The organism is Arthrobacter sp. Leaf69, assembly GCF_001422645.1.
In the GTDB taxonomy this organism is placed as follows: domain Bacteria; phylum Actinomycetota; class Actinomycetes; order Actinomycetales; family Micrococcaceae; genus Arthrobacter.
Window position 1 is genome coordinate 17,031 of sequence record NZ_LMLR01000002.1, and the last position, 25,656, is coordinate 42,686.

Here is a 25,656-nt window from a genome sequence, read left to right on the forward strand (position 1 = left end):
GTCTACTGGTAATGACCGGGAAATCCGGGGAAAACAGTCCGGCCCCTCCACCATTATCTGGTGAAGGGGCCGGACTCAAGACAAGTGTTGCTGAAAGCGTTACCGGCGGCGGTCGGTGTCGACGACGTCGACCCTGACCGGCTCGCCATCCGCCAGTGCTGCCACCACAGTGCGCAGTGCGCGTGCGGTGCGGCCCTGGCGTCCGATCACCCGTCCGAGGTCGTCCTGATGAACGCGCACTTCGAGGGTGTCCCCGCGGCGGTTGTTCTTCGCACTGACCTTGACATCCTCAGGACTGTCAACGATCCCGCGGACGAGGTGTTCGAGCGCTTCTGCCAGCAATTTACTCAGCCTCGGTGGTCTCTGCTTCGGCGTCGGCGGGAGCCTCGGCTGCGTCGTCCTTCTTGGCCTTCTTGGTGATGGCTTCCGGGATGATCACGGAACCCTTTTCCGGGGCAACGAAGGCAGCCTTGGGAGCCTTGGTCTTCAAGGTGCCCTCCTGGCCCGGGAGACCCTTGAACTTCTGCCAGTCACCGGTGATCTTGAGGATCGCGGCAACCTGCTCGGACGGCTGTGCGCCGACGCCGAGCCAGTACTGGGCACGGTCCGTGTCGACCTCGATGTACGAGGGCTCTTCGGTCGGGTGGTACTTGCCGATCTCTTCGATGGCACGGCCATCACGCTTGGAGCGTGCATCCATGACGACGATACGGTAGTACGGTGCGCGCATCTTGCCAAAGCGCTTAAGGCGAATCTTTACGGCCACTTTTGTGGTCACTCCTGTTTCTGAAACGGGGTCGAGCCCGGCGTTCTGCACCCGTGGGGCGGGCCATACTAGGGGGTTCTAAAAGGACAAGATCCAGACGCGGAGAGAGGGGCCACGCAGATCGAGTACCTGTTTATTGTGCCAGATCAGCGGCGGGATTTCGACTTGACACCCGCAACCGGTCCATTCAGTGGCCTGTCAGTGCCCCAGGTGCGTCAGGAAGTCCAGACGTAGAGGCCGGTTTTGCTGGCGGGATCGACGGCGGTGGCCAGTTCGGCGAGTTGCCGGACGTAGCGCGCAGCCTGCTCCGCGCCGAAAGGCATGTCCTCCTCGGCGGCCCAGGATTCGGCGACGTCGTCCAGCACGACCTCCTCGCCCTCCGTCTCATAGGTGAGCAGCTCGGCCAGGGCGCGGACCATCGCCGGCGGCACGCCGAGAAGGGAGTCGCTGGCCACATCCACCATGGCCAGCTCGTAATCGGCGCCGGACGCGTGGACGGCAGTACCGGCAAGGTCACCCAGGCGCTCGACTTCGAAGTCGGTGATGTCCGCGATCCGGACGGCCCCGGGCGCCGCAGCGGCCCCGCCGTCGAGGGCGGCGGCACGCTTGAGGGCTTCGGCGTGCGTGGAGACAAAGACTTCGGTGAATCCCATGGAACTCGTCCTTAGCTGTTCGGCGGCGCTGGTCCGCTGTTTGAGGCGTCGCTTCAGCCTAGCCGCTTCAGCCCACGCCGGCGCCCGGACGGGACTTGCCCTCCCCTGGCCGCGGCCAATGAACATAGACCCACCATGTCCGTTCCTGGCAGCGAAAAGTGGACATGCTCCGCGTTGCTGCTAGCCACACCGGCGCCCGGACGGGACATGCCCTCCCCTGGCCGTGGCCAATGTACATGAAGCCACTTTGTCCATTCCTGGCCGCGCCCCGTGGGCATGCTCCGCGTTATTGCCGGCGAGAACTGGACATGCGCCGCGTTCCTGCCAGCCACTCCGGCGCCCGGACGGGACATGCCCTCCCCTGGCCTGCGCGAATGAACATAGACCCACTATGTCCGTTCGCTGACTCCTGCGCTGGACATGTCCCTGAAGTCAGGGCGACAAAGTCCAGCACTCCGAGTACAGCAGGCCGGCGCCGCAAGGAAAGACTGGCACTCAGCGGACGGCGACGCGGATCCGGTTACGCCACGGGTCTTCGAAGCGAAGTTCGGCTCCGGTGTGGTGGGACTGGACGCCGGCGGTCTTGAGTCGGTCGGCGAGGGATCCGAGGTCGTCTCCGGCCGGTACTTCGATCAGCACCTCGCCGAGGCCCAGGGTGTCGCGGCGCGGACCGGCGCCGCGGCTGTTCCAAACGTTCATGGCCATGTGGTGGTGGTATCCGCCGGCGGAAACGAACAGTGCCTGGCCGTGCCAGCCCGCCGTCTTTTCGAACCCGAGGGTGCCGACGTAGAAGTCCTGCGCCGACTGGACGTCGCCCACCTGCAGGTGGACATGTCCGACGCCGGCCTCCGCCTCGCGCTGGCCGGCCAGGGACGCCTCGGTCAGGTGCTGCTCGAGGTAGCGCTGCGGCGGCAGGGCGAGGCTGTCCATCACAACGTTCTTGCCGTCCCAGGACCAGGCGTCGCGGGGCCGGTCCCAGTAGAGCTCGATGCCGTTGCCTTCGGGGTCATTGAAGTAGAAGGCCTCGCTGACGAGGTGGTCGGCGCTGCCGGTAAAGGACTGCGGCTCGAACTGCGCTGCACTGGCGACGGTGGCGGCCAGCGAGGACTGGTCCTCGAACAGCAGGGCGGTGTGGAAGAGGCCGGCCTCGCCGCGGGAGGGAAGGTTCAGCCCGGGCGCCGGGGCCAGGTGCACCAGCGGCTTCTGCCGCCGGCCGAGGTAGAGGCCGCCGTCCTGCTCGGCCACGATGTCGAGGCCGAGGGCGCGCTGGTAGTAGTCGGTCATGAGCTTCATGTCGCCGACCTTAAGCATCACAGTGCCCATGGTGAGTTCGGCGGGAAGGAGATCCTGGGTGCTGGCTTCTGGGGTCATTTCATCGCTCCGGTGCTACGGGGGCCACCGTCCGTCGATGACCCTTCATAGATATAAATTACTTGAAGCTTCAATTTATTCCTAATGGAGCCGGCAGGTTCCTACCGGACCAGTTGCCCCCGCAGCACGATCTTCTCCAGGTTCTGCAGGGTGGCCAGATGAAGGCGCGGGTCCTCGGCGCAGACCAGGACGTCGGCGCTGGCGCCCTCGGTGATGCCGTCCGCCCGCAGCCAGTCCCGCGCGGCCCAGGCGCCGGCGTCGAGTGCCGCCCCGGCCGGGAGTCCGGCGGCATGCAGCGCCTGGAGTTCGTCCACGATGCGCCCGTGTTTGATGACGCTGCCGGCGTCCGTTCCGGCGTAGATCGTGACGCCGGCTTCGAAGGCTGCCAGGACGCGTTCGGCCCTCCGCTCCCAGAGAGCGCGCATGTGCGCCGCATAGCGCGGGAACTTGGCCTCGGCCTGGGCGGCGATCTCGGGGAACGTGGCAATGTTGATCAGCGTCGGGACGATCGGCACGCCCTGTTCGACGAACCGCGGCAGGTGCCGCGGGAGCAGGCCCGTGGCGTGCTCGATGCAGTCGATCCCGGCGTCAAGCATGTCATCGAGCGTGTCTTCGGCGAAGCAGTGGGCGGTGACCCGGGCGCCTTCGTCGTGGGCGGCCTTAACGGCGTCCTTCAGCGTCCGGGCCGGGAAGCTCGCGGCGAGGTCGCCGGCGTCGCGGTCGATCCAGTCCCCCACGAGCTTGACCCAGCCGTCCCCGGCGCGGGCCTGCTTGCGCACGGCCTCCACCAGGTCCTCCGGCTCCACCTCGACGGCGAACCCCCGGAGGTAGCGCCGGGTCCTCGCGATATGCCGGCCCGAGCGGATGAGGCGCGGCAGGTCCGCGCGCTGCTGGATCCAGCGGGTGTCATGGACGGCTCCGGCGTCGCGGACCAGCAGGGCGCCGGCGTCGCGGTCGGTCACGGCTTGTTCCTCTGCCAGCTGCTCCGGGACGTCGCCGCCGGGGCCCAGCCCGATGTGGCAGTGCGCGTCGACCAGCCCGGGGATGACCCAGCCGGCCAAGGTGAGGTCCGGGGCGGCGGCGGGCCGGCGGAAGGTCAAAAGACCATCGACGGACCACAGTCCGTGATGTTCCGTGTGGGGTCCGGTGAGAACGGTGCCGCTGAACTCGATGATGCGGGTCATGGCTTAAAGCCTAAGCGCGACGGCCGCCGTCACACTCGCAGGCCTTTCGGACGGCACGTGGTAGCTTCGTCTACGACCACACGGGTGCCCCTGCAGGGGCTGAGATCGGGCTGACGCAGCCTGCGACCGTTGAACCTGTCCGGGTAATGCCGGCGAAGGAAGTGAGCAGTCCCTTGAGCACCACAGAAACACAGCACAGCCCTGTCCAAAACCAGGCCCCCACCCAATCGCTGGAGTCCCATTCGCTGGCGTTCACCACCGACGCCGAACACGGCATCCGCGTCCCGGTGACCGAAATCGCGCTGGCCGACTCGCCGGACGGCCGCGGCAACGCCCCGTTCCGGGCGTACCGCACCGCCGGTCCCGGCAGCGATCCGGTCCGCGGGCTGGAGCCGTTCCGCGCCCCCTGGATTGCCGCCCGGGCCGACACTGAACCGTACGCCGGCCGTCCCCGGGAGCTGCTCGACGACGGCAAGTCCGCGGTCCGCCGGGGAGCCGCGTCCGCAGAGTGGCGGGGCGCCCGCCCGGTGCCGCGCCGCGCCGTCGACGGCAGGACCGTCACGCAGATGCGCTATGCGCGGGACGGAATCATCACGCAGGAGATGCGGTTCGTCGCGTTGCGGGAAAACTGCGACGTCGAGCTGGTCCGGAGCGAGCTGGCGGCGGGCCGTGCCATCATCCCCAGCAACGTCAACCACCCCGAGTCCGAGCCGATGATCATCGGCAAGGCCTTCCTGGTGAAAATCAACGCCAACATCGGCAACTCAGCAGTGACCAGCTCCATCGCCGAGGAAGTCGACAAGCTCCAGTGGGCCACCCAGTGGGGTGCGGACACGGTGATGGACCTCTCTACCGGCGACGACATCCACACGACACGCGAATGGCTCATCCGCAACTCCCCCGTACCCATCGGCACGGTCCCCATCTACCAGGCGCTGGAGAAGGTCAACGGCGAGGCCAACGCCCTCACCTGGGAAATCTTCCGGGACACCGTGACCGAACAGTGCGAGCAGGGTGTGGACTACATGACCATCCACGCCGGGGTCCTGCTGCGCTACGTGCCGCTGACAGCCGGCCGGGTCACCGGCATCGTGTCCCGCGGCGGCGCGATCATGGCCGGCTGGTGCCTGGCCCACCACCAGGAGAACTTCCTGTACACACACTTCGATGAGCTGTGCAGGATCTTCGCCCGCTACGACGTCGCTTTTTCGCTGGGCGACGGGCTGCGGCCCGGTGCCACTGCGGACGCCAACGACGCGGCACAGTTCGCCGAACTGGACACCCTGGCCGAGCTCACCCGGCGGGCCTGGGAATTCGATGTGCAGGTCATGGTGGAGGGTCCGGGACATGTCCCGTTCCACCTCGTCCGGGAAAACGTCGAGCGCCAGCAGGAACTCTGCAACGGCGCCCCGTTTTACACGCTGGGGCCGCTGGTCACCGATATTGCACCTGGCTATGACCACATCACGTCCGCGATCGGCGCCACCGAAATTGCCCGCTACGGCACCGCCATGCTGTGCTACGTCACGCCCAAGGAACACCTCGGACTGCCCAACAAGGACGACGTGAAGACCGGGGTCATCACCTACAAGATCGCCGCCCATGCCGCCGATCTCGCCAAGGGCCATCCAGGAGCGCATAAACGCGACGATGCCTTGTCCAAGGCACGGTTCGAGTTCCGCTGGCGGGACCAGTTCGCGCTGTCCCTGGACCCGGTGACGGCCGAGGCTTTCCACGATGAGACGCTCCCCGCGGAGCCGGCCAAGACGGCCCATTTCTGCTCGATGTGCGGGCCCAAGTTCTGTTCCATGCGGATCAGCCAAGACATCCGGGACGAATTTGGCACCGGCAGCAACGGCCCGGCGGACCCGCAGGCCGCGGTGGCGGCGGACCCGCAGGCCGCGGTGGCGGCGGGCATGCGGGCGAAGAGCAGCGAGTTCCTCGCCTCGGGCGGCAAGGTCTACCTGCCGGCGCCTGCGGTGGGCGGACCTGCCACCGGCTAGGACGCGTGCGCGTGCTGCTGCCGGCCGACGTCGGCGATGAACGACCGGATGACCCGGTTGCCCTCGGCTGAATCCTGGGGCCGGTGCCCGCCCGCCGCGGTGCGGTGCAGGGCGCCGGTCTCCCGCAGGTAGCCGGCGATCTCTTCGTAGAGCGGTTCCCACCCCCCGGTCAGGACCAGGGTGGGGACGCCGGGGACGATCTGCAGCGGGGCCTCCCACGGCGGGGCCTGCAGGCGCAGGCGGCGCGCCTCGCGCTGGTCCTCCGGGCGCGGGGCGCCAAGGGTCGCTTCCGCGGGGGTGTGGGCCGCGAACACCCGGCGGACGAATTCTCGGTGGAAATCCTCGTCGCCCAGGTGGTGGCGGACCTCGAAAAGCGGCTGCATCAGCGCCCGGTGCGCCGCGGTGGCCGGCAGTTCCGCGGTGAGCGAGAGGCACGCCGGTTCCACGAGGGTCAGCGACTGCACCAGGTCGGGACGTTCGACGGCGGCCATCATCGCCGCGATGGCACCTTGGGAATGCGCGACGACGTGACCGCCGGCCTCGCCGCGGCCGTCGTCGGCGAGGGCACGCAGGACGATGGCGGCATCGGCGGCGAAGTCGGTTTCCAGCGGCTCGGCGACCGGGTCAAACCCGTGGCGGCGCAGGAACAGCGCATCGTAGCTCAGCGCCATGCCGTGCTGTTTCGGCCATGCCGCAGCGCCGAAGCTGCCCGCCCCGTGGACGAAGACTACGCGCTGCTTGAACATGGTCTAACCCTATGGCACCGGCCCCGCAACGGGGCCGGCGACATTGCGGCCGGCAGGGCCTATTTCCCGCCGCCCAGGAACTTGTCGAAGCCCTTGGGCAGGTTCAGCTGGGAGGCATCGAAGTCGCCGCCCTGCTGGCCGAACGAGGCACCGGTCGGAAGGGCCTTGGCGCCCGCGGCACGCCGGGCCTCGGCGTCCTTGAGCTCCTGCGCGGCCTTGGCCGGGTTGCCGGAACGCGCCTTCTTCTTGGGCGCGCTCTTGGCGCCCTTGCGGGCACCTCCGCCGCCGCCCATGCCGGGCATCCCCGGCATTCCGGGCATTCCGCCGCCGGCAGCCATCTTCTTCATCATCTTCTGGGCCTGGGCAAACCGTTCCAGCAGGCCGTTGACCTCGGAGACGTGCACACCGGAACCGCGGGCAATACGGGCCCGGCGGGAGCCGTTGATGATCTTTGGCGCGACGCGTTCGTGCGGTGTCATGGACCGGACGATCGCCTCGACACGGTCGATTTCACGCTCGTCGAACTGCTCCAGCTGCTGCCGGATGTTCTGCGCTCCGGGCATCATCATGAGCATCTTCTTCATGGAACCCATGTTGCGGATCTGCTGCATCTGGGCCAGGAAGTCATCCAGGGTGAAGTCCTCCTGGTCGGCGAATTTCTTCGCCATCCGGGCGGCTTCGTCCTTGTCCCAGTTCTGTTCAGCCTGCTCGATCAGGGTGAGGACGTCACCGAGGTCCAGGATGCGTGAGGCCATACGGTCCGGGTGGAAGAGTTCGAAGTCGTCCAGGCCTTCGCCGGTGGACGCGAACATCACGGGCTTGCCGGTGACGGAGGAAACCGAGAGCGCGGCACCGCCGCGGGCGTCGCCGTCGAGCTTGGAGAGCACAATGCCGGTGAAGTTGACGCCTTCGTCGAAGGCCATGGCCGTGTTGACGGCGTCCTGGCCGATCATGGCGTCCACCACGAACAGCACTTCGTTCGGAACGATGGCGCGGCGGATCTGGCGCGCCTGCTCCATCATCTCCGCATCGACGCCGGTCCGGCCGGCGGTGTCAACGATCACGACGTCGTGCAGCGTGCGGCGCGCTTCCTCGACGCCGGCGCGGGCGACGGAGACCGGGTCGCCCGCCGGGTGCTCCAGTTCGGTGGAGGTGGCGCCCGGGTGCGGGGCGAAGACCGGCACCCCGGCGCGCTTGCCCACCACCTGGAGCTGGGTGACGGCGTTGGGGCGCTGCAGGTCACAGGCCACCAGCATGGGGCTGTGGCCCTGCGCCTTGAGGTACTTGGAGAGCTTTCCGGCCAGGGTGGTCTTACCGGCACCCTGCAGGCCGGCGAGCATGATGATGGTGGGACCGGTCTTCGCGAGGCGGATCCGGCGAGTCTCACCGCCCAGGATCTCGACGAGCTCCTCGTTGACGATCTTCACGATCTGCTGGCCCGGGTTCAGCGCCGCGGACACCTCGGCGCCGAGGGCACGCTCGCGCACCCGTCCGGTGAATTCGCGGACCACGGGCACGGCAACGTCAGCGTCCAGGAGGGCACGCCGGATCTCGCGGACTGTGGCGTCAACGTCCGCCTCGGTCAGGCGGCCCTTGCCACGGAGATTCTTGAAGGTTGCTGTCAACCGGTCAGAGAGTGAATTGAACACGCGCCGTGCACTTCTTTCAGTGGATCTACGGATGGCGGCCGGTGCGGCACGCCAGCGTCGCGACTGAAGTTCGCCTGAACGAACCGCCTCGACAACGGGACTCGACTATCTAGGGTACCAAGACGCGCGTTCAAGATGGCATGCTGACTTAGGTGACCAGCCAAACAACAGTGAAAACCCTGCTCATCCTGGGCGCCTCGGGCGACCTCACCGGCAGGCTCCTGCTGCCGGGCCTCGCCCGGCTCGTGTCCCGGGGCCGCGCCGACGGCCTGACCCTGGTGGGTGCCGGCTCGGATGACTGGACCCCGGACCAGTGGCTGGAGCGCCTCGAGGAGTCCTTCGCCGACGCCACCTCCCAGGCCGGCGCGTCCGGCCGTCGGGAGCTGAAGCAGATCCGGGAATCCACCAGCTACCACCAGCTGGACGTCACGGCAGACGGGCAGCTCGCCGGCCTGCTGGCGCAGCTGGAGGGGCCCGTGGCCGTCTACTTCGCGCTGCCGCCACGCGTCAGTCAGCTGGCCTGCGAGGCGTTGGACCCGGGCCAGGTGCCCGCCGGGACGCGCCTGGTCATGGAGAAGCCGTTCGGTTCCAGCGAGGCGTCCGCCCGCCAGCTCAATGAAACCCTGGCCGCCCTGGTCCCGGAGGACCACATCCACCGGGTGGACCACTTCCTGGGCAAGGCGACGGTGCTGAACATCCTGGGACTGCGCTTCGCCAACACCTTCCTGGAGCCGGTGTGGAACCGCGGGCACATTGAAAAGGTCGAGATTGTCTTCGACGAGGACCTCGCGCTGGAGGGGCGCGCCCGCTATTACGACGGCGCCGGCGCCCTGCGCGACATGATCCAGAGCCACCTTCTGCAGATCATGGCCCTGATGGCGATCGAACCGCCCGCCTCGGTGGATGAGCGGGACCTCCGCGACGCCGTGGCCACGGTGCTGCGGGCCAGCAGCATCAAGGCCCCCTACGCGAAGAGCACCCGCCGGGCCCGGTACACCGCGGGCTCGATCGGCGGCCGGACAGTGCCGGACTACGCCAAGGAAGAAGGCGTCGACGCCGCCCGCGGCACCGAGACGCTGGCCGAGGTGGTGGTGGAGATCGACAACTGGCGCTGGCAGGGCGTCCCGTTCATCCTGCGCTCCGGCAAGGCCCTGGGCTTCAAACGCAAGGAAGCCGTGGTGACGTTCCGGCCGGTGCCGCACCTGCCCCGGGGCTTCACCGGCGTGGACTCCCCCAACCAGCTCAGGATCGGCTTCGGGCCGGACACCCTGCAGTTCGACGTCGATGTGAACGGCCCCGGCGACGTCCTCAGCCTGGACCGCGCCACCCTCCAGGCCGAACTGAGCGGCTCCGAGCTGCTGCCCTACGGGGAGGTCCTGGAGGGCGTCCTGACCGGCGACCCCCTGCTCTCCGTCCGCGCCGACACTGCGGAAGACTGCTGGCGGATCCTGGAGCCCGTCCTCAAGGCCTGGGCCAGGGACAGCGCCCCGCTGGAAGAATACGCCGCCGGGAGCGACGGGCCGGAAGGCTGGCAGGCGGACTGACGGGCGCCGACCATCCGCGGGCTGGTGCGGGTGTGGGTGGTGGGGGTGCACAGGTGCGGGCCGGCGTCGGGCCTTCTGGCGACGCGGTTCACCCTCCACGACGCGCAATCAGCCGGACGACACTCGAATACCGCCGCGCCAGACAATTCGCGCGTCGTCAGGACCTGCACGCCGCGTCGGACAATTCGCGCAGCGCCAGACCAATCGCGGCGCGCCGCGCCCTTTGTGCAACGGCAAGCACATCGCTAGTCGATGGACACTTCGCGCAGCACCAGGCCGTTTGTGCAGCGTGGAGATGCGAGTGCTGGCCGACCTCATCTCCAGGCGACGCGATTCCCCCTCCACGACGCGCAACTAACCGGACGACACCCGAATACCGCCGCGTCAGACAATTCACGCGTCGAGGGGCCCGTTGCGCGTCGATGGACACTCCGCGCGTCGCCAGGCACGTCGAACGCCGCGCCAGACCCCCGCGCGCCGATGGACCACTCGCGTGCCGGGGCGCCCCGGGAAGCGGCGTAAGGTGCGGCCCGCCGTCGGGCGTTATCCCGAAGCCAGCGGGCACAACACAGCGGGCCGGGTACCTTTTCAGGTTCCCGGCCCGCTGTTTTGTTTGAAGCTGAGTGGCGCGTAGCTGCTGGTTAGATGGCAGCCGATCCGCGTTCACCCGTGCGGACCCGTACTGCCTCAAACACATCCATCGTCCAGACCTTGCCGTCTCCGGCCCGGCCGGTGTTCGAGCTGGCGATGATGACATCGAGGATGTCGTCCGCCTGTTCGTCGGTGGCCAGGACCTCTACCCGGATCTTGGGGAGCAGGTCCACGTTGTACTCGGCGCCGCGGTACACCTCGGTGTAGCCCCGCTGCCTGCCGTAGCCGCTGGCGGCGCTGACCGTGAGGCCCTGCACGCCGTAGGCTTCGAGCCCTTCGCGGATGGTGTCGAGCTTTTCCGGCCGGACGATTGCTGTGATCAGTTTCATGCCTCCACACTTTCCTTGCCTGCTGCTGCGGTCTTCTTGCCATTGGACGAGGCGTCCACCGTCTCGGCAGCCGGGGCTGCCGTGGCTGCGCCCTGGGCCTTGCCGGTGATGAGCTCGTGCAGCGGGGTGAAGCTTCCGCCGTGACCGCCCACACCGAATTCGTATGCGGTTTCGGCGTGCAGGCTGAGGTCAACGCCCACCACTTCCTGCTCCTGGGAGACCCGGAAGCCCATGGTCTTGTGGATGGCGTAGGCGATGATCGCGGTCATCACTGCGGAGTACGCGATAGCGATACCGGCAGCTGCGAGCTGGGCCCAGAGCTGTGTGAGTCCGCCGCCGTAGAAGAGGCCGCCGCCGACACCCTCAACTGGGAGGGCAATGAAGCCCAGAGCGACGGTACCGATGATGCCGGAGACCAGGTGGACACCGACGACGTCGAGCGAATCGTCAAAGCCCCAGCGGAACTTGAGGCCGACGGCGAGGGCGGATGCCGCACCGGCGACGACGCCGAGGCACAGTGCGCCGATCGGGCTGACGTTGGCGCAGGCCGGGGTGATGGCAACCAGGCCGGCAACCACACCGGAGGCGGCACCGAGCGATGTCGGGTGACCGTCGCGGATGCGTTCCGTGATGAGCCAGCCGAGCATGGCCGCTGCGGGGGCTGCGAGGGTGTTGACCCAGATCAGGCCGCCCTGCTCCGCCGTCGTTGCTGCGCCGCCGTTGAAACCGAACCAGCCGAACCACAGGATCGCGGCACCGAGCATCACGAACGGGATGTTGTGCGGGCGGTGGTTGGGGTCCTTGCCGAAGCCCTTGCGGTTGCCGATGATCAGCACGAGGATCAGCGCGGCGACACCGGCGTTGATGTGGACTACTGTGCCGCCGGCGAAGTCAATCGCCGGGCCGAGAGCCTGGCCGATTGCGCCTTCCGGGCCGAACAGCCCGCCGCCCCAGACCATGTAAGCCAGCGGGCAGTACACCAGCGTGACCCAGACAGGGACGAAGACGGTCCAGGCGCCGAACTTGGCGCGGTCAGCGATCGCGCCGCTGATCAGGGCGACGGTGATGATGGCGAAGGTGGCTGCGTAGCCCACCTTGATGAGTCCGTCAGGAGTGTCGATGCCCTCCAGCCCGAAGGTGGCGAACGGGTTGCCCACCATCTGCATGAAGCCCTCGCCGGAGCTCATCGAGGCGCCCCAGAGCACCCAGACCACACCGACCATGCCGATGGAGATAAAACTCATCATCATCATGTTCAGTGCAGCCTTGGCGCGCGTCATGCCGCCGTAGAAAAATGCGAGTCCTGGTGTCATGAACAGCACGAGCGCTGCTGCCACCATCAGCCATACGTGACCTGCGGTAAGTTCCATGGTGCACGTCCTCCCTTTTAGAAGCGAATCTTTTGGGTGTTTTGCGGAGTTCTCCGCATGCCTCAACGCTGTTTGCGTTCTAAGAAGAGTTTGTCCGTGGCGTGTTTCGCCGGTGGAGGAATTAGATTGCCGGGTTGTTACAAGAACCTCCCGGAAGTAAATGGTGTAAATCCTTCTTGTTACGGTTATGTTTCACGCGTTCCAACACCGCCTCTCCCGCACCCCCGCATCGCCAGGAAGCCATCACGATGAGTAAGACCCCCCGCCCCGCGGGTTCCCCGCCGCAGGCCACTGCCCGGAACACCGGCAAGCCGGTGCTGCCCCGCGACATCAAGGTGATGTTGGTCGCGGCCTTCCTCATCGCCCTCGGCTTCGGCCTGGTGGCCCCGGTCCTCCCCCAGTTCGCCACCACGTTCGACGTCGGCGCGACGGCGGCCGCCGTGATCGTGAGCATCTTCGCATTCATGCGGCTGGTGTTCGCCCCCGCCGGCGGGGCGCTGATCGTCCGGCTCGGGGAACGGCCGGTGTACGTGGCGGGCCTGCTGATTGTCGCGGCGTCGACCGCGGCCTGCGCCTTCGCCCAGGACTACTGGCAACTGCTGATCTTCCGCGGTCTCGGCGGCGCAGGCTCGGTGATGTTCACGGTCGCATCGATGGCCCTTGTGGTCCGGCTGGCGCCGCCGGAGAGCCGCGGCCGGGTCTCCGGGGCGTACGCCTCGGCCTTCCTGATCGGCAACGTGTGCGGGCCGGTGGTGGGCGGCCTGCTGGCAGGATTCGGCCTGCGCGTGCCCTTCCTTGTCTACGCGGCCGCCCTGGTCCTGGCCGCCCTGGTGGTGCAGACGCAGTTGAGCCACGTGCCGGCCGCCTCCCGCCCGGGCGGCAGCACTGCGCCGGCAATGGAACTGCGCGAGGCACTCCGGGACAGCGCGTACCGGGCGGGACTGTTCTCCAGCTTTGCCAACGGCTGGGCCACTTTTGGCGTGCGGATGGCCACGGTTCCGCTCTTCGCCGTCGCCGCCCTGAACGCGGGCCCGGAATCGGCGGGCTGGGCCCTGGCGGTATTTGCCGCGGCCAACGCCGTGGCGCTGACGTTCTCCGGCAAACTGGCGGACAGCCTGGGCCGGAAACCCCTGATGATCTCCGGCCTGCTGGTGACGGGCACCGCGACGGCGGCCATCGGCTTCACGCACGAACTGCTGTGGTTCCTCCTGGCCACCGCCGTGGCCGGCATCGGCTCGGGTCTGCTGGGCCCGGCCCAGCAGGCGGCCATGGCCGATGTGATCGGCAATGAGCGTTCCGGCGGCCGCGTGCTCGCCATCTTCCAGATGACGGCAGACACAGGCGCGATCGTCGGCCCCGTGCTGGCCGGGCTCCTCGCAGACCGGCTGGGCTACGGCTGGGCTTTCGGCGTCACGGGCGGCGTCCTGGTGGCGGCCGCCGCCGGTTGGCTCCTGGCCCGGGAGACGTTCAAGCGTCCGTCGTCCTGAGTCGCGGTCGGCGGGCCTTCCGGTATTGGCTAGGCTGGGTGCAAACCAACCACAACTGCTGGAGAATCCGTCATGCCCGATACTGACCATCCGCCGAACGGCACGGAGCCCGCCTCCACCAGGCCCCGCCCCTCCCGCAGGGCCAGGCTGCGGCTGATCGGGGTGATCGCGGCCCTGGCGGTCGTTGCTCTGATCGCCGTCCTGCTCACCGTGTCCGGAAACCCGAACCAGGCCTCCGGGAACGCCGACGCCGCGCCCCAGGTCACGCCGACGCAGACCACGCCGGCCACTCCGCTTGGCAAGGCACCGGCAGTCACCTACTACAAGCAGACACCGCCCCCCGCCGGCTCGCCGTTGGAGAAAGTGGAACCGCTGGAGCTGACGGTCAAGAACGAGCCCGTAGGAACCACCCTGAACAAGGGCACTGTAGGAATTTCGCTGGAAGCGACCGACCTCGCAGATCCCACCCTGAGCTCCGCCAATGCCTCGATGGTGACGCTCCTCAAGGACTCCGACGACACTGTGCTCCGTTTCGGCGGCAACGCCGTCGACCGCCGGTTCTTCTGGACCTCCTCGGGCGAAGCCCTGCCGTCGGACTACAAGGGAGACAAGGCCCACCCGGCCAAGGTGGTCACCCCACAGGACCTGGAACGCGTGGCCACCCTCTTGGACGCGACCAACGCCAAGGTCAGCCTCACCGTGGACCTGGGACACTACAACCCGGCCCGGGCAGCGGACATGATCAAGCACGCGTCCCGGATCTTTGGCAAAAGGCTGCTGAGCTTCACCGTCGGCAACGAACCGAACGGGTTTGCCTACACAAAACTGCGTCCGGCCAGCTACGGCATCGAGGAATACGCCGTGGAGCTCAAGGCCTATGCCGAAGCCATCCACGCGGCCGCCCCCGGCGTCGTGATCTCCGGGCCCGGTGTGTACGACCAGAAATGGTGGAAGCCGTTTATCGACGCCGACCTGCCGCAGAAGAAGGTCCTGTCGTTCCACAACTACCCGCTCTTCAGCTGCAAGGATTCGAAGTCGAACGCCTTCCCCACTATCCCCAACCTGCTGGGCGCGGCAACCCACCAGCGCGCCGAGGACTATCAGAAGCACGCCCTCGACGCCGCAAAATCGGCCGGGCTTGAGACCTGGCTCGCGGAGACGGGCATGTCCGCGTGCCCCGGCTCTAACCAGACCACCAAAACCCATTCGACGGCCCTGTGGGCCGCGGACTATGCGTTGAATGCCGCCCGCCTTGGCATCACCCGGCTGGGCTTCCACAGTTCCATGCTGACCTGCAAAGGCGGGCCGCCGATGTCCGTGATCTGCAGCGGCGGCGCTTACCTCAAGCCGAACGGCGAGATGGCCCCCCGGGCGAACTACTTTGGCATGGCGATGGTGGCCGACCTGGAGCCGGGCAAGTTCCTCGGCCTCGACAGCAAGGGCGGCGGGCTGTCCAACAGCTACGCGCTGCAGAACAAGGACGGCAGCACCACGGTTGTCATCGTCAACAAGAACGACCCGGAGAAGGCGGCCCAGACCCAGGTCACCCTCGAACTGCCCGGGCCGGCGCTGACGGGAACCATGACCCAGCTGTCCGGGCCCAGCTACGCGGCCGAAGACGGTACGGTGATCGACGGCGCCAAGTCCGATCCGACTCCGCTCGGCGGCCGCGCCACCGTTGAAGGTTTCAAATACGGTTCACAGACGCAGACCTTCAAACTGACGGCCGGAACGGTGACGGTGCTGAACTTTAAGCACTAGTCACCATAAACCGCTGGCTCCCAGTTGTTGTCGTTTCGACAACAACTGGGAGCCAGCAGGGTTTAAGACGGTACTTCGGCTTTTAGAGGTACCGCGGCGAGCTTAGTTCAGGATGGCGTCGACGAAGTTCTCGGCGTCGAACGGGGCGAGGTCGTCCGCGCCCTCGCCGAGGCCGATCAGCTTCACCGGGACACCCAGCGACTTCTGGATGGCCACCACAATGCCGCCCTTGGCCGTGCCGTCCAGCTTGGTCAGGACGATGCCGGTGATGTTCACTACCTCCGCGAAGACCCGGGCCTGGTTCAGGCCGTTCTGTCCCGTCGTGGCGTCCAGTACCAGGAGCACCTCGTCCACCTCGGCCAGCTTCTCGATGACGCGCTTGACCTTGCCGAGCTCGTCCATCAGGCCGGTCTTGTTCTGCAGGCGGCCGGCGGTGTCGATCATCACGACGTCGACTTCCTGGTCGATGCCGGCCTTGACCGCTTCATAGGCGACGGACGCCGGGTCCGCGCCGTCGACGTCGGACTTCACCGTGGGAACGCCGACGCGCTGGCCCCAGGTGGCGAGCTGTTCGGCGGCGGCGGCGCGGAAGGTATCCGCGGCACCCAGCAGGACATCCTTGTCTTCGGCGACCAGCACGCGGGCGAGCTTGCCCACCGTGGTGGTCTTGCCGACGCCGTTGACGCCCACCACCAGCACGACGGCGGGCTTGTTGGCGTGGCGCTCCACCTGCAGGCTGCGGTCCATCGTGGGGTCCACCAGCTTGATGAGTTCCTCGCGCAGCAGGGCCTTGACCTGCTCCGGGGAGCGGGTCCCCAGCACCTTGACGCGTTCGCGGAGCGCGTCAACCAGCTGCAGGGTGGGCTCGGTGCCGAGGTCGGCGAGCAGCAGGGTCTCCTCCACCTCGTCCCAGACGTTCTCATCGATCTTGTCCGCGGACAGCAGCGCCAGCAGCCCCTTGCCCAGGATGTTGTTGGACTTGACCAGGCGTTCACGCAGGCGGATCAGGCGGCCGGCCACCGGCAGCGGCGTCTCCACCGGAATGGTTTCCAGGCCGGCCACGTTGTCCGGGACCTCGACTGTTTCCAGGCCCTCGACGTCGGCCGTGACGGTTACGTCGTCAGGTGACACGCGGTCCGGCGCCGGCGCGTGGCGGTCGTCGAGCAGGGTACCGCCGCCGGCGCGCGGCTCCACGGGATCGTTCGCGTCACGCTTTTCGGGGTAGTTGGTGATGTTCTTCCGGGTCTTCATGAGGACCGGAATCAGCGCACCGAGAACCACCAGGGCGGCGAGAATGGGCAGAAGAATAGGGAGGATGTCGTTCACTCCCCTAGCTTCTCACAAACCGGAAAGCCGTCGCGGAGCCCGGAAAACGCCGACGGGAGCGCGCCGGACCGGGCCTCAGACCTGGGCGCCGAGGCGCTGGCTGATGACGGTGGAGACGCCGTCGCCGCGCATGGTGACGCCGTAGAGGGCGTCAGCGACTTCCATGGTTCGTTTCTGGTGCGTGATGATGATGAGCTGGCTGGATTCGCGCAGTTCCTCGAAGATGGTGATGAGCCTGCCCAGGTTGGTGTCGTCCAGGGCCGCTTCCACCTCGTCCATCACGTAGAACGGCGAGGGCCGGGCCTTGAAGATCGCGACGAGCAGGGCCACCGCGGTCAGGGATCGTTCCCCGCCCGAGAGCAGGGAGAGCCGCTTGATTTTCTTGCCGGCCGGGCGCGCCTCCACCTCAATGCCGGTAGTGAGCATGTCCGAGGGATCAGTGAGGACCAGCCGGCCCTCGCCGCCGGGGAACAGCCGCGCGAAGATCCGGACGAACTGCGCCGCGGTGTCCTCGAAGGCCTCGGCGAAGACCTTCTGGACGCGCTCGTCCACTTCCTTGATGATGTCCAGCAGGTCCTTGCGGCTGGATTTGAGGTCTTCGAGCTGGGTGCTGAGGAACTGGTGACGTTCCTCGAGGGCCGCGAATTCCTCCAGCGCCAGGGGGTTGACCCGGCCAAGGGCGGACAGGTCCCGCTCGGCCCGTTTCAGGCGCTTCTCCTGTTCCTCGCGGACAAAGGGCTTGCCAGCCACAATCTCGCGGCCGTCCTCGTCCACCGGGGCGCGCAGGGCAGCCCACTTGTCCCCCGATTCCCCGGCCGGCACGGGAACGGGCTGGTCCGGGCCGAAATCCGCCACGAGCTGGTCGGCGGTCAGGCCCAGCTCCTCGACGCTCCTGAGCTCGAGGGCTTCGATCCGCAGGCGCTGCTGGGCGCGGGCCAGTTCGTCGCGGTGCACGGAGTCCGTCAGTTCGGCCAGCTCGCGGGCCAGCGCATCGTTGCTGTTCCGAACGGCGGCCAGCTCCGCGTCCATCTGTTCCTTGCGTTCCTCGGCACTGTCGCGTTCCTGCCGGGCGAGTTCCACGGACACGTCAATGAAGCCGATAACCCGGCCGACGGCGGCGGAGACGGCTGCGGCGCGTTTGGCCTGCAGCCGTCGGCGGCGGGCCCGTTCAGCCGCTTCCTCGCGGGCGCGCCGTTCGGTGGCGGCGGCGCGTTCGAGCGACGACGCCCGGTTGCGGGTGGCGGTGAGCTGTTCCTCGGCGCTGCGCAGGGCCAGCCGTGCTTCCATTTCGGCGCTGCGGGCCAGCGACGCCGCCAGGGCCAGGGCATCACGGTGTTCCGGGGAGAGTTCCTCCTCGGCCGGCGCTTCCTGCGCGGCGGCCAGCCTGGCCGCTACCGCCGTGAGCGCTTCCTGTTCGCTGACGATGTTGGCCTCGGCCTTGGCGAGGGACGCGGCCAGCCGCTCGCTTTCGCCGACGGCGCTGCGCAGCACGGAGTTCAGGTGCCCCAGGCGCTCGGCGACGGCCGCCAGCCGGGCGTCCGAATCGTGCAGCCGTTCCAGGGCGGCATCGGCGCGGTCCTGCGCCGCGGCACGCTTGGCCTGCGCGGCGGCGAGGGCGAACCGCTGGCGTTCCAGCTCGGCGGTCACGGCGGCAAGCCGCGCAGAGGCGTCGTCGACGGCGGCCTGCACCTCGATCAGCGACGGCGCCTTGGCGGAGCCGCCGCTGACCGTCAGCGCGGTGAAGACATCGCCGGACGTGGTCACTGCTGTCAGGTCCGGGCGCGCCGCGATCAGTTGCGCCGCGTCGTCCAGCCCATCGACGACGGCGATCCCAGCCAGCAGTCCGGCCAACGGCAGCCCGGAGGCATCCTCTGCACCGGATTCCTTGTCTGATGCCGTGACCAGCAGGGCGGCCCACCGGGCGTTCCCGGGGAGCTCTCCTCTGAGCTCAGCGCGGGGAGCTGCCGGCGCGGTGTCCGTCCCCGCGAGCAGCAGGGCGGCGCGTCCGGCGTCGTCGTCCTTCAACCGCTGGACCGCGGCGGCGGCGGCACAACCGTCCTGCACCACAACGGCATCCGAGGAGGCGCCGAGGGCCGCCGCGATGGCGGCCTCGAAGCCCGGTTCCACCGTGATCATGGATGCCAGGGATCCAAGGACCCCGGGGATCCCGGAGCCGAGCACGTGGTCCGAGCCGTCCTTGCGGTTCAGGCCGAGCTGGAGGGCATCGCGGCGGGCAATCAGGGCGCCGCGCTCCCGGTCGCCCTCACGTTCGGCAGCCTTCAGGGCGTCAATCTCCATGATGATGGCGTCCAGCGCGGCGCTGGCGTCCTCGTAGTCGGCGTCGAGGGTTTCCTCGCCGTCCTCCACGCCGGCCACCTGGGATTCGAGGGCCGTGAACTCACTCTGGGCCTGCCTGCGGCGCTCCTCCCCCGCCTTGAGGGACTCACGGAGCCGCCCGAGTTCCGCCTGCGCCGACTCCACCCGCGAGCGCGCGGCGCCCACCTGCCCGGCCAGTTTGGCCAGGCCCTCGCGGCGGTCGGCGGCGGCGCGGAGCAGGGACGCGAGGCGCCTGTCCTCGGCGGCGGCGGCGTTTTCGGCATCCTGCTTCGCGGCCGTGGCGGTGTCCAGGGTGCTGCGGCGCTCCAGGATCTGGCGCTCCAGCCCGGCCTGTTCCGCACGGACGCCAGCGGCCTGCCGATCGAGCTTGTCCGGGTCGCGGCCGGAATCGGGAACGGCGTCGGAGGCCCCCAGCAGCCGTCGCCGCTCCTCGGCGAGCGAGCCTAGGGAGCGCAGCCGCTCCCGCCCGGCGGAGAGCTGGTACCAGTTGTCGCGGGCGGCGCTTAGCTTCGGTGTGGCCTCGGCGGCGAGCTGTTCGAGGCCGGCCTGCCGCTGCCTGCCGAGCTCAAGTTCCTGCCCGACGACGCCGCGGCGGGCTTTCAGCGCGGTCTCGTCCGCCACGTCCTGGGCCAGGGCCGACTGCAGCTGGACCAGGTCGTCGGCGAGGAGGCGGGAGCGCGCGTCGCGGACCTCGAACTGGACGGTCTGGGCCCGCCGGGCGACTTCCGCCTGCTTGCCCAGGGGCGTGAGCTGCCGCCGGATTTCGCCGGTGAGGTCGCTGAGCCGGGCCAGGTTGGCCTGCATGGCTTCGAGTTTGCGGACCGTTTTTTCCTTGCGGCGGCGGTGCTTGAGGATCCCGGCGGCCTCTTCGATGAACCCGCGCCGGTCCTCCGGCGTGGCGTGCAGCACCTTGTCCAGCTGTCCCTGCCCCACGATCACGTGCATTTCCCGGCCCAGGCCGGAGTCGGAGAGGAGTTCCTGGATGTCCAGCAGCCGGCAGCCGGCGCCGTTGATGGCGTATTCCGAACCGCCGGTGCGGAACAGGGTGCGGGCAATGGTGACTTCGCTGTAGTCGATCGGCAGGGCGCCGTCGCTGTTGTCGATGGTGAGTGAGACGTGGGCACGGCCCAGCGGCGGGCGGCCGGACGTGCCCGCGAAGATTACGTCCTCCATCTTGCCGCCACGGAGTGTCTTGGCGCCCTGCTCGCCCATCACCCAGGACAGGGCGTCCACCACATTGGACTTGCCGGAGCCGTTGGGGCCCACCACGGCGGTGACACCTGGTTCGAATTCGAAGGTCGTCGCCGAAGCGAAGGACTTGAATCCCCGGACGGTCAGGCTTTTGAGGTGCAAGGTGTTTCGGTTCTCCTGGCTGGCGGAAACGGCTGTTCCTGCCCTAAATCTACCGCCACCGCACCAAATTCAGCGGATTTAGGCTTTTCCCAAGGAAATCCTTTGGAGCGCTTCCGAACCGGACCATAGGCTGGCGCCAAGAGTTGCTGGACACAGCTCGGGCCGGCGGGCTCACGCCGGCCCGACGTGGCAGAACGCAGGTGGATCCGTGTTCTGCCAGGGGCGCATGGCGCGTGGCCGGCAGCTCGGTGTAGGGACAACTGGAAACTCGGTTGGCTGCCCGGGGGGGGTGCGGCACTGGGGCGGCGCATGACGTGCCGGTCCGATACCGACGCAGCGCCCACTCAGGAGTTCACATGTCCGTTTCTGCAGCCGGCCGCACACTGAAAGCGCTCCAGCGGGTCGCCGCCCCGCTGGCGTTGGCCCTCGTGGCAGCGCTCCTGCCCGTTGCGGCGGCGCCGGCACTGCTGCCCGCCGCCAGCGCGGCCGATCCCTGCTCCCCGCTTCTGAACGCCGTGGCATGTGAGAATTCGAAGCCCGGCAGCCCGCCGTCGGAATGGGACATCTCCGGCGCGGGCGATCCAGACATCCAGGGATTCTCGACCAGCATCAGTGTCAACGCGGGCCAGCCCATCAGCTTCAAGGTGGACACCACCGCGGCCAGCTACACGATCGGGATCTACCGGACCGGCTGGTACCAGGGCCTCGGCGCACGCAAGATTGCCGACATCACGCCATCTGCCTTCCGGCAGAACCAGCCGCAGTGCCTCTCTGACGTCACCACGGAACTCTACGATTGCGGGACGTGGGCGGTGTCCGCGACCTGGCAGGTCCCCGCGGCGGCCGTCTCCGGCGTCTATATCGCCCTGCTGACCCGGCCGGACACCGGCGGCCAGAGCCACATCACCTTCGTGGTCCGCTCGGACGGCAGCCATTCCGACGTCGTGTTCCAGACCTCCGACACAACCTGGCAGGCCTACAACAGCTACGGCGGTTCGAATTTCTACCAGGGCGCCGGGAACGGCCGGGCCTACAAGATCAGCTACAACCGTCCGGTCAACACGCGCAGCGGAGTGGACGGCCGCGACTTCTACTTCAGCAACGAGTATCCCCTGGTCCGTTTCCTGGAGAAAAACGGGTACGACGTCAGCTACCTCAGCGGGGTGGACACCGACCGGAACGGCGCGCAGCTGCTCAACCACAAAGTGTTCCTCTCCGTGGGCCACGACGAATACTGGTCCGGCGCGCAGCGGGCCAACGTGGAGGCAGCACGCGACGCCGGCGTGAACCTGCAGTTCCTCTCCGGCAATGAGATGTACTGGCGGACCCGGCTGGAGCCTTCACCCGTGGATGGTGCGGCCGGCCGGACCATCACGTCCTACAAGGAAACCTGGGCCAACGGCAAGATCGACCCCGCCACCGGGTGGACGGGAACATGGCGCGATCCCCGCTACGCCGCCCCGGCCAACGGCGGAGGGCTGCCGGAAAACGCGTTGACCGGGACAATGTACGTGTCCAACTTCACGGACCTGGCCGTCACGGTCAGCGCCGCCGAAGGCAAATCGCGCCTGTGGCGCAACACCGCCCTGGCGTCCCTCGCCGCCGGCAGCTCCGCGGAGCTGGCTCCGCACACCATCGGCTACGAATCCAATGAAGACCTGGACAACGGGTTCAGGCCCGCGGGGCTGATCCGGCTTTCCACCACCACGGGGCCAACCCCGCAGTACATGCAGGATTTCGGCAACTCCGTCCTGCCGGGAACCACCACCCACAACACCACCATGTACCGGGCGCCCAGCGGGGCGCTGGTCTTCTCCGCAGGCACGGTCCAGTGGACGTGGGGCCTGGACCAGGAGCACGACGGCGGTGGCGCGCCGGCGGATCCCCGGATGCAGCAGGCGCAGGTCAACCTGCTGGCAGACATGGGCGCCCAGCCAGCCACCCGCGATGCCGCCCTGTCCCCGGCGTCGGCCAGCACCGACACGGCCGGTCCGTCCGTTGCGATCTCCTCCCCCGCCGAGGGAACCACCGTCCCGCACGGAACGGCCGTCACGGTCTCCGGAACGGCCACCGACACCGGCGGCATCGTCGCCGGCGTCGAAGTCTCCACCGACGGCGGAACCAGCTGGCACCCGGCCCAGGGCAAGCAAACCTGGACCTACACCTACATCCAGAAGGGCCTCGCCGCGGCCAGCATCCGGGTGCGCGCTGTCGATGACAGCGCCAACATCGGCGCCCCTTCCACCCGCAACCTCAAGCTCACCGGACCGTACTCGGTCTTCGGCCGGCAGGTGCCGGCCGTGCCGGATGCCCAAGACGGCGAGGCCTACGAACTTGGCTTGAACATCACCCCGAGTGTGGACGGCTTCATCACCGGGGCCCGCTTCTACAAGAGCGCAGCCAATACCGGCACCCATAGCGGTTCGCTCTGGAGCGCCACGGGCCAGCGGCTCGCTTCGGCAACGTTCACGTCGGAAACGGCGACCGGCTGGCAGGAAGTGCGCTTCGCCCAGCCAGTGGCCGTCTCCGCCGGGCAGAAGTACGTCATCTCCTACACCGCACCGAACGGCCATTACGCCAGCAAGGACTACCAGTGGGCCAGCTTCGGCCTGACCGACGCACCCCTGACCGTCGCCGGCGGCTTCGGGAGCGCTCCGGCCGGTGTGTACGCCGGGCCGGGTTCGTTCCCGGCAAACAGTTACAACAACGGCAACTACTTCGTGGACGCCCTCTTCGACACTGTCGACACCTCCGACCTGACGGCGTCCGGGCAGTGGCCGCTGGACGGCTCGTCAAGCGTCCCGCAGGCCACAACAGTGGGGGCAGTGCTGTCCAAGGCCGTCGTCGCGGACAGTGTGAAGCTCACCCTGACGGCGGACGGCACGCCGGTGCCGGGCGCCACCGCTTACGACCCCGCCACGCGGAAAGTCACCTTCACCCCCGACGCCGGCCTGGAACTCGGCACAGCTTACGCGGCTGCGCTCAGTGCCACAGCCGTCAGCGGCGGCCCGCTGACCAGCGGCACCACGTGGCAGTTCACCACCGTGGTGTCTCCGCCCACGCCGGGCAGCTGCCCCTGCAGCTTCTATGACGACTCGGTTGTCCCGGGAATCCAGGAGGTCCGGGACGGTGTGCCGCTGACACTGGGGGTCCGCTTCTCAAGCACCGCGGCAGGGACCGTCACGGGCGTCCGCTTCTACAAGTCGGCCGGCAACACGGGCACCCATACCGGCACCCTGTTCACCGCGGCCGGCGAGCAGCTCGCCACAGTCACCTTCGCCAATGAGAGCTCATCCGGCTGGCAGACAGCCAACTTCAACCAGCCCGTTGCCATGGCGGCGAACACCGAGTACATCGTGGCGTACAAGAGCACCACGGGATCCTACTCCGCGACCGTAAACGGCTTCGGATCCGGGCTGAGCGTCGGGAACCTGAGGACCGTCTCCGACGCCGGGGCCTACTCCTACACGAATGACTTCCCGGGTGCCCGCTCCGGCGCCAGCTACCTTGTGGACGTGGTGGTCCAGTACCCGGATGCACCGTTCGTGGCCGGCGCGCAGGCACCGCTTCCTGGCTCGTCGAGTGTCGCGTTGAACGCCACGGTGACCGCCACTTTGTCCAAGCCTGCTTCGGATGCGGCGCTGACCCTGACCGGCAAGGACTCCGCCGAAGTTCCGGGCACAGCCGCCTATGACGCGCCGACGCGCAAGGTCACTTTCACGCCGTCGTCCCCCCTGGCGGCAGCCACCACCTACACGGCCACGCTGACCGCCACGTCGGCGACGGGTCAGCCGCTCGGCGGCGGCACGTGGACTTTCACCACCGTTCCGGCCCCGCGGCCCGACGGTGTGTGCCCCTGCTCGCTGTACCAGGACACCGTGACGCCCGGATTGCCGGAATTCGACGACGGCGTGCCCTTGACGCTGGGCGTGCGGTTCGCCAGCGCTTCCCCGGGCCAGGTCACGGGCATCCGGTACTACAAATCGGCGGGCAATACCGGCGCCCACGCCGGGGCCCTGTACACCGCCGACGGGCAGCAGCTGGCCGCCGTCACGTTCACCGGCGAATCCTCCACCGGGTGGCAGACTGCCTCCTTCAGCCAGCCGGTGGACATCGCCGCGGACACCGAGTACGTGGCCGCCTACCGCTCGCCCACCGGTGTCTATTCGGCGGTACCGAGCGGTTTCGGCTCTGGAATCACCAGCGGACCCCTGCGCACGGCGTTCGACTCCGGCGCGTACACGTACAACGGCGATTTCCCATCCTCCTCCTCGACCGCAAGTTACCTCGTGGACGTGGACTTCGTCGCGACGGTGCCGCCGCTCACTGTGACATCCCAGATGCCGGCGGCCGATTCCGTCGGCTTCCCGCTGACATCGGACCCGTCGGTGACTTTGTCGGCGCCGATCAAGGAGGGCTTCACTTTTGAGCTGTCAGCCGACGGTTCCGCCGTCGCCGGCACCACCGCCCTTTCGGCGGATGCCAGGACCATCACGTTCTCGCCGGCGCAGCCGCTGCCGGCCGCCACGGTGCTCTCCGCCAGCGTCGGCAACCTCGTCTCTGCCCAGGGCGCGACGCTGGCACCGCTCACGTGGCAGTTCACAACGGCAAATCCCAGCAGCCCCGGGCAGTCGCTGTTCGGCCCGCTCCTCCCGGCAGTGCCCGCCGCCGGGGACTCGTCGTCCGTGGAGCTCGGCACCGCCTTCTCGGTGTCCGCAGCGGGCGGTGCCACGGGTGTGAGGTTCTACAAAGGCACCGGCAACACCGGAACACATGTCGGTTCGCTGTGGACGGCCGCCGGAGAGCGACTTGCCCAGGTGACGTTCACGGATGAGACAGCCACCGGCTGGCAAACAGCCCTGTTCGCTGATCCCGTCGCACTCGAGCCCGGGCAGAGCTACGTCGTGTCCTACCTGGCCCCCAACGGAGGCTACGCCTACACGGCGGCGTTCTTCGCGGAACCCTGGATCAACGGACTCCTGACGGCGCCCGGCACCAACAATGGCCGGTACGAGTACGGGGCCGGCGGTTCCATGCCGTCGAACTCCTGGAACGCCACCAACTATTTCGTCGATATCCTCTTCGCACCCGCCGCCCCCTGACCCGGATCCGGTGTGGGCGACCTA

Annotated in this window: 16 protein-coding genes and 1 riboswitch; of the genes, 5 read left to right on the forward strand and 11 right to left on the reverse strand. The window is 68.1% G+C overall.

Annotation, left to right across the window (positions count from 1 at the left end; genetic code table 11):
- Positions 1 to 99: 99 nt before the first annotated feature.
- The 5 genes from ASE96_RS04550 to ASE96_RS04570 form a co-directional block, all read right to left on the reverse strand.
- A complete protein-coding gene (locus ASE96_RS04550) occupies positions 100 to 342 on the reverse strand; it encodes an RNA-binding protein (protein ID WP_056426755.1) in 243 nt (80 codons plus the stop codon).
- A 1-nt stretch (position 343) separates the two neighbouring features.
- Complete coding sequence (rpsP, locus tag ASE96_RS04555) at positions 344 to 766, reverse strand: 30S ribosomal protein S16 (protein WP_056426859.1); 423 nt, start codon at positions 764 to 766, stop codon at positions 344 to 346.
- A 215-nt stretch (positions 767 to 981) separates the two neighbouring features.
- Positions 982 to 1,419, reverse strand: a complete 438-nt coding sequence (locus ASE96_RS04560) for a hypothetical protein (protein ID WP_056426758.1) — start codon at positions 1,417 to 1,419, stop codon at positions 982 to 984.
- 495 nt (positions 1,420 to 1,914) lie between these two features.
- The gene (locus tag ASE96_RS04565; protein WP_056426760.1) at positions 1,915 to 2,790 is read right to left on the reverse strand and encodes a VOC family protein; all 876 of its coding nucleotides are present in this window, start codon (positions 2,788 to 2,790) and stop codon (positions 1,915 to 1,917) included.
- Between the two features lie 101 nt (positions 2,791 to 2,891).
- Entirely contained in the window at positions 2,892 to 3,974 is a 1,083-nt protein-coding gene (locus tag ASE96_RS04570) for an amidohydrolase family protein (RefSeq protein ID WP_056426763.1), read from the reverse strand.
- A gap of 70 nt (positions 3,975 to 4,044) precedes the next feature.
- Positions 4,045 to 4,152: riboswitch (TPP riboswitch) on the forward strand.
- Here ASE96_RS04570 and thiC point away from each other — a divergent pair.
- On the forward strand, positions 4,148 to 5,977 hold the full coding sequence (thiC, locus tag ASE96_RS04575; RefSeq protein ID WP_056426766.1) for a phosphomethylpyrimidine synthase ThiC: 1,830 nt from the start codon (positions 4,148 to 4,150) through the stop codon (positions 5,975 to 5,977). (Overlaps the previous riboswitch by 5 nt.)
- Here the strand turns inward: thiC and ASE96_RS04580 are convergent.
- Together ASE96_RS04580 and ffh are read right to left on the reverse strand one after the other, a co-directional pair.
- Positions 5,974 to 6,723 carry an alpha/beta fold hydrolase gene (locus tag ASE96_RS04580; RefSeq protein WP_056426768.1) on the reverse strand — a complete coding sequence of 250 codons (750 nt, stop codon included), beginning with the start codon at positions 6,721 to 6,723 and terminating at the stop codon, positions 5,974 to 5,976. The genes thiC and ASE96_RS04580 overlap by 4 nt on opposite strands.
- A 59-nt stretch (positions 6,724 to 6,782) precedes the next feature.
- Positions 6,783 to 8,372, reverse strand: coding sequence for a signal recognition particle protein (gene ffh, locus ASE96_RS04585; protein ID WP_056426771.1), 1,590 nt, complete (start codon positions 8,370 to 8,372; stop codon positions 6,783 to 6,785).
- A 152-nt stretch (positions 8,373 to 8,524) separates the two neighbouring features.
- On the opposite strand from ffh, the gene ASE96_RS04590 reads away from it, so the two are divergent.
- Positions 8,525 to 9,916: a glucose-6-phosphate dehydrogenase gene (locus ASE96_RS04590; protein WP_056426774.1), complete on the forward strand. Its 1,392-nt coding sequence runs from the start codon at positions 8,525 to 8,527 to the stop codon at positions 9,914 to 9,916.
- Positions 9,917 to 10,557: 641 nt separating this feature from the next.
- On the opposite strand, the gene ASE96_RS04595 is transcribed toward ASE96_RS04590, so the two are convergent.
- Both ASE96_RS04595 and ASE96_RS04600 read right to left on the reverse strand, forming a co-directional pair.
- Positions 10,558 to 10,896: a P-II family nitrogen regulator gene (locus tag ASE96_RS04595; RefSeq protein ID WP_024366371.1), complete on the reverse strand. Its 339-nt coding sequence runs from the start codon at positions 10,894 to 10,896 to the stop codon at positions 10,558 to 10,560.
- Complete coding sequence (locus ASE96_RS04600) at positions 10,893 to 12,266, reverse strand: ammonium transporter (RefSeq protein WP_056426777.1); 1,374 nt, start codon at positions 12,264 to 12,266, stop codon at positions 10,893 to 10,895. The genes ASE96_RS04595 and ASE96_RS04600 overlap by 4 nt, the downstream gene beginning before the upstream one ends.
- A 248-nt stretch (positions 12,267 to 12,514) precedes the next feature.
- Between ASE96_RS04600 and ASE96_RS04605 the strand changes: the two genes are divergently transcribed.
- Positions 12,515 to 13,753: an MFS transporter gene (locus ASE96_RS04605; protein WP_056426780.1), complete on the forward strand. Its 1,239-nt coding sequence runs from the start codon at positions 12,515 to 12,517 to the stop codon at positions 13,751 to 13,753.
- A 72-nt stretch (positions 13,754 to 13,825) separates the two neighbouring features.
- Positions 13,826 to 15,514: a hypothetical protein gene (locus ASE96_RS04610; protein WP_235500121.1), complete on the forward strand. Its 1,689-nt coding sequence runs from the start codon at positions 13,826 to 13,828 to the stop codon at positions 15,512 to 15,514.
- 102 nt (positions 15,515 to 15,616) lie between these two features.
- Here ASE96_RS04610 and ftsY read toward each other — a convergent pair whose 3' ends face one another.
- Together ftsY and smc are read right to left on the reverse strand one after the other, a co-directional pair.
- On the reverse strand, positions 15,617 to 16,840 hold the full coding sequence (gene ftsY, locus ASE96_RS04615) for a signal recognition particle-docking protein FtsY (RefSeq protein ID WP_056426782.1): 1,224 nt from the start codon (positions 16,838 to 16,840) through the stop codon (positions 15,617 to 15,619).
- A gap of 75 nt (positions 16,841 to 16,915) precedes the next feature.
- On the reverse strand, positions 16,916 to 20,530 hold the full coding sequence (gene smc / locus ASE96_RS04620) for a chromosome segregation protein SMC (protein ID WP_200912992.1): 3,615 nt from the start codon (positions 20,528 to 20,530) through the stop codon (positions 16,916 to 16,918).
- A gap of 356 nt (positions 20,531 to 20,886) precedes the next feature.
- On the opposite strand from smc, the gene ASE96_RS04625 reads away from it, so the two are divergent.
- Positions 20,887 to 25,632 carry a DUF4082 domain-containing protein gene (locus tag ASE96_RS04625; RefSeq protein WP_056426785.1) on the forward strand — a complete coding sequence of 1,582 codons (4,746 nt, stop codon included), beginning with the start codon at positions 20,887 to 20,889 and terminating at the stop codon, positions 25,630 to 25,632.
- Positions 25,633 to 25,656: the final 24 nt, after the last annotated feature.

Coding starts and splice junctions, on each gene's coding strand:
- ASE96_RS04560 (WP_056426758.1), bottom strand. CDS start 1,419: ATGGGATTCACCGAAGTCTTTGTCTCCACGCACGCCGAAGCCCTCAAG.
- ASE96_RS04565 (WP_056426760.1), bottom strand. CDS start 2,790: ATGACCCCAGAAGCCAGCACCCAGGATCTCCTTCCCGCCGAACTCACC.
- ASE96_RS04570 (WP_056426763.1), bottom strand. CDS start 3,974: ATGACCCGCATCATCGAGTTCAGCGGCACCGTTCTCACCGGACCCCAC.
- ASE96_RS04580 (WP_056426768.1), bottom strand. CDS start 6,723: ATGTTCAAGCAGCGCGTAGTCTTCGTCCACGGGGCGGGCAGCTTCGGC.
- ASE96_RS04595 (WP_024366371.1), bottom strand. CDS start 10,896: ATGAAACTGATCACAGCAATCGTCCGGCCGGAAAAGCTCGACACCATC.
- ASE96_RS04600 (WP_056426777.1), bottom strand. CDS start 12,266: ATGGAACTTACCGCAGGTCACGTATGGCTGATGGTGGCAGCAGCGCTC.
- ASE96_RS04605 (WP_056426780.1), top strand. CDS start 12,515: ATGAGTAAGACCCCCCGCCCCGCGGGTTCCCCGCCGCAGGCCACTGCC.
- ASE96_RS04610 (WP_235500121.1), top strand. CDS start 13,826: ATGCCCGATACTGACCATCCGCCGAACGGCACGGAGCCCGCCTCCACC.
- ASE96_RS04625 (WP_056426785.1), top strand. CDS start 20,887: ATGTCCGTTTCTGCAGCCGGCCGCACACTGAAAGCGCTCCAGCGGGTC.